Source organism: Cryobacterium tagatosivorans, from assembly GCF_004402215.1.
In the GTDB taxonomy this organism is placed as follows: Bacteria; Actinomycetota; Actinomycetes; order Actinomycetales; family Microbacteriaceae; genus Cryobacterium; species Cryobacterium tagatosivorans.
The window spans coordinates 35,183-41,489 of record NZ_SOEZ01000041.1; the positions used below are offsets into that span (position 1 = coordinate 35,183).

General features: G+C 72.4%; 7 protein-coding genes. 3 read left to right on the top strand and 4 right to left on the bottom strand.

Annotation, left to right across the window (positions count from 1 at the left end; all coding sequences use genetic code 11):
- Positions 1 to 29: 29 nt before the first annotated feature.
- Positions 30 to 371, bottom strand: coding sequence for an SHOCT domain-containing protein (locus tag E3O23_RS08295; protein ID WP_134489993.1), 342 nt, complete (start codon positions 369 to 371; stop codon positions 30 to 32).
- Positions 372 to 399: 28 nt separating this feature from the next.
- On the bottom strand, positions 400 to 906 hold the full coding sequence (locus tag E3O23_RS08300; RefSeq protein ID WP_134489995.1) for a DUF6325 family protein: 507 nt from the start codon (positions 904 to 906) through the stop codon (positions 400 to 402).
- Between the two features lie 201 nt (positions 907 to 1,107).
- Here E3O23_RS08300 and E3O23_RS08305 point away from each other — a divergent pair, with 201 nt between their 5' ends.
- The 3 genes from E3O23_RS08305 to E3O23_RS08315 all read left to right on the top strand — a co-directional run bounded on the left by E3O23_RS08305 (position 1,108) and on the right by E3O23_RS08315 (position 4,097).
- Complete coding sequence (locus tag E3O23_RS08305; RefSeq protein WP_241983388.1) at positions 1,108 to 1,500, top strand: ferritin family protein; 393 nt, start codon at positions 1,108 to 1,110, stop codon at positions 1,498 to 1,500.
- A complete protein-coding gene (locus E3O23_RS08310) occupies positions 1,497 to 2,312 on the top strand; it encodes a family 1 encapsulin nanocompartment shell protein (RefSeq protein WP_198415164.1) in 816 nt (271 codons plus the stop codon). Before E3O23_RS08305 ends, E3O23_RS08310 begins: the two co-directional genes overlap by 4 nt.
- 189 nt (positions 2,313 to 2,501) lie before the next feature.
- Entirely contained in the window at positions 2,502 to 4,097 is a 1,596-nt protein-coding gene (locus tag E3O23_RS08315; protein WP_134489997.1) for a molybdopterin-dependent oxidoreductase, read from the top strand.
- Positions 4,098 to 4,191: 94 nt separating this feature from the next.
- Here E3O23_RS08315 and E3O23_RS08320 read toward each other — a convergent pair whose 3' ends face one another.
- Both E3O23_RS08320 and E3O23_RS08325 read right to left on the bottom strand, forming a co-directional pair.
- Positions 4,192 to 5,388 carry an ABC transporter ATP-binding protein gene (locus E3O23_RS08320; RefSeq protein WP_134489999.1) on the bottom strand — a complete coding sequence of 399 codons (1,197 nt, stop codon included), beginning with the start codon at positions 5,386 to 5,388 and terminating at the stop codon, positions 4,192 to 4,194.
- Complete coding sequence (locus tag E3O23_RS08325; protein WP_198415166.1) at positions 5,385 to 6,170, bottom strand: ABC transporter permease; 786 nt, start codon at positions 6,168 to 6,170, stop codon at positions 5,385 to 5,387. The genes E3O23_RS08320 and E3O23_RS08325 overlap by 4 nt, the downstream gene beginning before the upstream one ends.
- Positions 6,171 to 6,307 lie beyond the last annotated feature (137 nt).

Consider the following 6,307-nt stretch of genomic DNA (forward strand, 5'->3'; position numbering starts at 1 on the left):
AAGGCAAAGCCCGGACAAGCCCGAGCCGGTCAGATCCCGAGCAGTTTCGCCTTCGCCGCGGAGAACTCCGCCTCGCTGATGACGCCCGCCGTCTTCAGGCTGGACAATTGCTGAAGCTGCGCGGTCAGGTCGTTCGCGGCCGGTGCGGCCTCCGGCGCGGCCGGTGCGGCCTCCGGCGCGGGCGCCTGCTGCTGCTGCTGCTCGTACTGCTGTTGCTGCCAGGCGGCCCGCTGGGCCTCTTCTTCCTTGGACTGCGCCCGGGCCTGCTGCCGCCTGTTGACACCCCCCGCTACGGCGGTCGCCGTTCCGGCAACGACGGCCGTGTGGGCCATCGTTCCAATCAGGCCGGGTCGGCCCATTCGTCGTGGCATTTCCTCGTCCCTTCGTTCGGCCGGGCACCTAGTCGGTGTCTGCGCCGGCCTTGGTGGTGGTCCCCGCTGTGAGCTCGGCCCCGGCGTCGGCTTCGGCTTCGAGGTCGATTTCGGCATCGACGAGCGCTGCGAGTACTTCTTCGACGACGACCCCGGGAATGCGCACGCTCTCCAGGAGCGCACCGCCGGCACCGACGATGGCGTCGCGGAGGGGTTTGACCCAGGTGTGCTCGAAGGCCAGGACCGCGGCGGAACTGTCGTTCTCCAGGCCCTCCGCCAGCTCGTCGACATCCTCGTCGGAGATGAGTCCCTCTATGTGGTCGATGACCTCGGTCAGGAAGGCAGCGTCCGCATTTTCGCCGAGTTCTTCGAATTCGGTGTATTCGACTGCGCCGTCCGCGTCCTTCCGAACAAACAGTGCGTCAACAATGCTGATCGTGTCCGAATCGACAAGGTCGCTGATTGCCGGCAGGATCTCGCCCTTGAACTGGTTCCCGGGGAACGCAATGACGACTATTTCTATTGGACCGAGCATGGTGTAACCCCTTCGTCAATCGACTGGACACAGGGCACGATAGCCCCGAACGGGGGGGTGCATCAAGGCGACCCGGGACGTTCGGCCGGGCCGGTCCGCCGCGGCCATTGCGGGGGAACGGCCCGGGCGTATCCTCGACAGCGACGTCGCCCGGACGTCGCCGCCGTGGACCCGAGGGCCGCCGCCGAAGGAGGAGCCTTGATGGGTTTCGACCAGTACCACGAGCCGGCCGGGGAGCTGTCCGCCGAGACGCGGACCTTCGCCCGGATGTGCGCGAACCTCACCGAGGAGGCCGAGGCAATCGGCTGGTACGAGCAGCGCATTTCGCTCGAGCCGGATGCCGCCGCTCGCGCGATCATGAACGACTCGCTGGGCGAGGAGTTCAAACACTTCTGCATGGACCTGGAGTTCCTCCTGCGCCGGACGCCGCTCTGGCGCGAAATCGCCCGCGGCATCCTGTTCCGGGACGGGGACATCGTGGAGAACGGCGAGAGCGCGGAGGCCGCGGCTACCGCCGGACGGGACACCTCGGGCCGGTCGGAGGACCCGGACCCCTCGCTCGGAATCGGAAGCCTGAAGGGACTGGAATCATGAGCATGGACCACCTGCTGCGCCGCCTCGCACCGATCTCCGACCGAGGCTGGGCGCTGATCGACTCCGAGGCGAGGGAGCGGTTGGGCGTGCCGCTCGGCGCCCGCCGAGTCGTCGATTTCGACGGCCCACACGGCTGGACGTATTCGGCGACGAGCCTTGGCTCCACCGAGGGGGCCGCGGATTCCCCGGTCGGCGGGGTCACCGGCCTCCGGCGCGCGGTGCTGCCGCTGACCGAGGTGCGCACCGAGTTCGCGGTGCCCAGGGAGGCGCTGCTGGACTACGACCGGGGCGCCGTCGACACCGACCTGACTGGCCTCGACAACGCCGTCGCCCGGATGGCCCGGCTCGAGAACACGGCCGTGTTCCACGGCTGGGCGGCGATGGGCATCGTCGGCATCACCGAGGCCACGCCGCATCCGGAGGTGCCACGGGTGGAGGACTTCGAGGACTACCCGAGCCGGATCGCCGACGCGGTCGAGATCCTGCTCCGGAGCGGCGTGAAGGGGCCCTACGCCCTGGCCGTCGGGCCGGCGGACCACACGGCCATCGCCCGGGCCGCCGACGACGGCAACCCCCTCGTCGAGCATGTGCGGATGATCCTGGACGGCCCGGTGATCTGGGCGCCCGGCGTGCACGGCGGAATTGTCCTGAGCCTTCGGGGCGGGGACTTCCTGTTCGAATCCGGGCAGGACATCGCCGTCGGCTACGACCACCACGACGACGACCACGTGCACCTGTATCTCGAGGAGACCTTCAGCTTCCGGGTGGCCACACCGGAAGCCGCGATCGCCCTGGCCCGCCGGGAGCACTAGCGCCGGCCCCGTCGCCGAGTCGCCGTTCCTGCCGAGAGTCGCCGTTCCTGCCGAGAGTCGCCGTTGCAATGGCGAGTCTCGGCAGAAAAGGCGATTCTCGGCGCGGGGCGCGGGGCGGGCGGCGGGCCGCGGGACACTCGGACGGCGCTCGCCCGGGAAACTCTGCGGCGGTGATCCTATGCTGGGCGCATGGTCTCCCGCGACGCGCGCTCTGCCCGGTCCCGCACCTGGCGCTCTGCGCTCGCCGGCGTGGCAGCCGCGCTCGGCGGCCTTGGCCTCGCCGAGCTGGCCGCCGGCCTGTTCGCCCCCGACGCCGGCCCGCTGCTGGTGATCGGCGCGCTGATCATCGACCTCTCCCCGGCGTGGCTCAAGGACCTGGTGATCAGCCTGTTCGGCACGGCCGACAAGGCCGTGCTGATCGCCTGCGTCGGGCTCGCCGCCGCCGTTCTCGCCGCCCTTGCCGGCGTGCTGGAGCACCGGCGGCCGCCCACGGGCCGGGTCATCGTCATCGCGTTCGGCAGCCTGGCGGTCTTCGCGGCCGTCACCCGGGCTCAGGCCGGGCCCATCGACGCCCTGCCCGCGGTGGTCGCCATGGTGGCCACCGCCGTTCTCCTCACGGCCCTCGTCGGCCTGCTCCGCGTCCGCACCCCGCGGCCTCGGCTGGGCCCCGACCCGCGGCCCGACTCGCGGCCCGACCCTGGCGCGACGGCAGGAGCGCTCGACCGCCGGCGCTTCCTCACCTGGACCGGCGCCACCGCCGGTATCGGCATCCTCGCGGCCGCCGGCGGGCAACTCCGCCAGGCAGGGAGCCGGGCAGCGGATGCCGCCAGGGCCCGGCTCACCCTCCCCGCGCCCGCGGTGCCGGCCGCTGCCATCCCGGCCGGCGCATCCCTCGACGTCCCCGGCGTGGCGTCCCTGATCACCCCCAACGAATCCTTCTACCGGATCGACACGGCCCTGCAGGTGCCGCGGATCGATGCGTCCCAGTGGAGGCTGAAGATCACCGGGCTGGTCGAGAACGAGGTGGAGATCGACTTCGCCGAGCTGCTGGCGCTGCCGCTCGAAGAGAGCACCACGACCCTCGCCTGCGTGTCGAACGAGGTCGGTGGCGACCTGATCGGCAACGCGACCTGGCTCGGCTACCCGATCCGGAAGCTGCTCGCCAGGGCCAAACCCACCGGTGACGCCGACATGGTGCTCTCCCGCAGCCAGGACGGCTGGACCGCGAGCACACCGCTCGAGGCGCTCACGGACGACCGCAACGCCATCCTCGCCGTGGGCATGAACGGGGTCGCGCTGCCGCTGGAGCACGGCTACCCGGTGCGGATGGTCGTGCCCGGCCTCTACGGCTACGTCTCGGCCACGAAGTGGGTGGTTGAGCTCAAGGTCACCCGGTTCGACCGGGAGGTGGCCTACTGGTCCACGCGCGGCTGGTCCGAGCGCGGGCCGATCAAGCTGTCCTCGCGCATCGACGTGCCCAGGGCGGGCGCCCCGCTGTCACCCGGACGGATCACCGTCGCCGGGGTCGCCTGGGCGCAGCACACCGGCATCCGTGCGGTCGAGGTGCAGGTGGATGAGGGCGACTGGGCCGAGGCGGTCCTCGCCGACGCGATCTCGGCCGACACCTGGCGGCAGTGGAAATGGGATTGGGACGCCCCGGCGGGCGAGCACACGCTGCGGGTGCGCGCGACGGATGCCGACGGCCTCGTGCAGACGTCGGCCCGCCGCCCCGTGGCCCCCGACGGCGCGACCGGACGTGACGAGGTCACGGTGCGGGTCGAATAGCCGCTCGACCGTCGCCCGGCAACTGTTCCCCAAGCGGACGACTGTGGCCGGTGTGCCGGCAACAGTTGTCCGCTGCGGCCACGGTTGGCGGAGATCAGGCCGTGGCGGTCAGGTGCACCTCGACGGCCTTGACGCTGAGCCAGACCTCGTCGCCCGGCCGCAGCCGCAACTCGCCCATCGCCGCGGGGGTGATGTCCGCGAGCACCGTGTGGCCGCCGAGTTCGGTCAGGCAACGGATGCGCACGATTGCCGCGTGCTGCTCGATCCCGGCGACCCGGGCTGGCCAGACGTTCCGGGGCGACCCCGCCCCGGGCCTGGCACTGTGCACGAAGACCGCCGAGGGCGAGAACACGGCCGCGGGGGTCGTCTGGCCCTCGGCAGCCTGGTCCGGGAGCGGCGCGAGCACCCCGGCCGCTGACGGATCGTCGGCGCTCGACACCTCGAGCCCGCCGGCCAGGGTCACCGCCGACCCGCCGCCGGCCAGCCCGCGCACACTGGTTGCCCGGAGCAGGTTCTGGCCGACCAGGCGGGCGACGTAGTCGGTGCGCGGGGCCCGGGAGACCTCCTGCGGGGTGCCGCGCTGGGTCACCACGCCGGCCTCCAGGACGATGATCTCGTCCGCGAGGATGAGCGCGTCGAGCGGGTCGTGGGTGACGAGCACCGTCGCGCCGCCGAACTCGCGAAGGTAGCCGGCGAGGTCCGCGCGAACGTCCATCCGGGTGGCCGCATCGAGCGCGGCGAGCGGCTCGTCGAGCAGCAGCACGGCGGGTTCGAGTACGAGCGCGCGGGCGAGGGCGGCGCGCTGGGACTGCCCGCCGGACAACGCCGCCGGCAGGGCCCCGGCCCGGTCGGCGATCCCGACACGCGCCAGCCAGGCCAGGCCGAGCTCCCTGGCCGTCCGCGCCGGCACGCCGTGTGCGCGCGGGCCGAACGCCACGTTTTCCAGGGCGCTCAGGTGGGGGAACAGCAGGTAGTCCTGGAACACGACGCCGATTCCGCGGTGCTCCGGGTCGACGTGGATGCCGGCGGCCGTGTCATCGAGGATCCGGTCGCCGACCCGCACCCGTCCCGTGCCGGGCACGATCAGCCCGGCGAGCGCCCGCAGGAGCGTGGTCTTCCCGGCGCCGTTGGGACCGAGGACGGCGAGCACTCCGCCGGATGGCACCGCGAGCGAGACGTCCAGCCGGAAGCCGTTCCGCTCGACCACGACCTCGGCCTGCAGCGAAGCATCCGCGGCCGCCGCAGCCGCCGCCGGATCGCGCGGGAGACCTGCCTGCGCCGGGAGGCTCATGTGCCGACCCCGACCCACCGGTCACGCAGGCTGACGAGCACGACCAGGGAGACGGCCAGCAACGCGAGCGAGAGCACGATCGCGCCGTCCGGATTGGACTGGAGCGCGAGGTAGGCGGAGATCGGCATGGTCTGGGTGACGCCGGGGAAGCTGCCGGCGAAGGTGATGGTCGCGCCGAACTCGCCGAGGGCGCGGGCGAAACAGAGCACGGCGCCGGCGCTCACTCCGGGGGCCACGAGCGGGAGCGTCACCCGTCGGAAGATCAGCCAGCGGGACGCACCCAGGGTGGCGGCGGCATCCTCGTAGCGTCGGTCGGCGCCGCGGAGCGCTCCCTCGACGGCGAGCACGAGGAAGGGCATCGCGACGAAGGTCTGCGCCAGCACGACCGCGGTCGTCGTGAACGGGATGGAGACGCCGAACCAGTCGTACAGGTACTGGCCGGCCAGGCCACGCCGGCCGAGCAGCAGCAGCAGGGCGACTCCGCCGACGACGGGCGGCAGCACGAGCGGCACGAGCACGAGGGCGCGCAACACCCGGCGGAAGACCGGGCTGGCCCAGTCGGAGGAGCGCACGAGCACCCACGCGAGCGGAACCCCGAACAGCACGCACAGGACGGTCGCGGCGAGCGCGCTGAGCAGCGAGAGCCGCAGGGCGTCACCGACCACGGGCGTGAACAGCTGCTCCGGGATGCTGCCCCATGGCGCCCTCGCGAGGAGGGCGACCAGCGGCAGAACGAGGAATGCGATGGCGATGACCGCAGGCACCCAGAGCACGCCCGGCACTCCGCCGCCCGGCCGGTCGCCGGCGCGGCCCGCGGCACGCGCCGCCGCCCTGCCGCCCGCCCGACCCTCGTACCCGACCACGTCGCCCGCCCCGCCTGTCTGCCGCCAAAGCCCTGCCGGAAGGCCGGCACACGCTC

What these genes read in the sequence shown, in the direction of transcription:
- E3O23_RS08295 (WP_134489993.1), bottom strand. Translation starts at nt 371, where the DNA reads ATGCCACGACGAATGGGCCGACCCGGCCTGATTGGAACGATGGCCCAC.
- E3O23_RS08300 (WP_134489995.1), bottom strand. Translation starts at nt 906, where the DNA reads ATGCTCGGTCCAATAGAAATAGTCGTCATTGCGTTCCCCGGGAACCAG.
- E3O23_RS08305 (WP_241983388.1), top strand. Translation starts at nt 1,108, where the DNA reads ATGGGTTTCGACCAGTACCACGAGCCGGCCGGGGAGCTGTCCGCCGAG.
- E3O23_RS08310 (WP_198415164.1), top strand. Translation starts at nt 1,497, where the DNA reads ATGAGCATGGACCACCTGCTGCGCCGCCTCGCACCGATCTCCGACCGA.
- E3O23_RS08315 (WP_134489997.1), top strand. Translation starts at nt 2,502, where the DNA reads ATGGTCTCCCGCGACGCGCGCTCTGCCCGGTCCCGCACCTGGCGCTCT.
- E3O23_RS08320 (WP_134489999.1), bottom strand. Translation starts at nt 5,388, where the DNA reads ATGAGCCTCCCGGCGCAGGCAGGTCTCCCGCGCGATCCGGCGGCGGCT.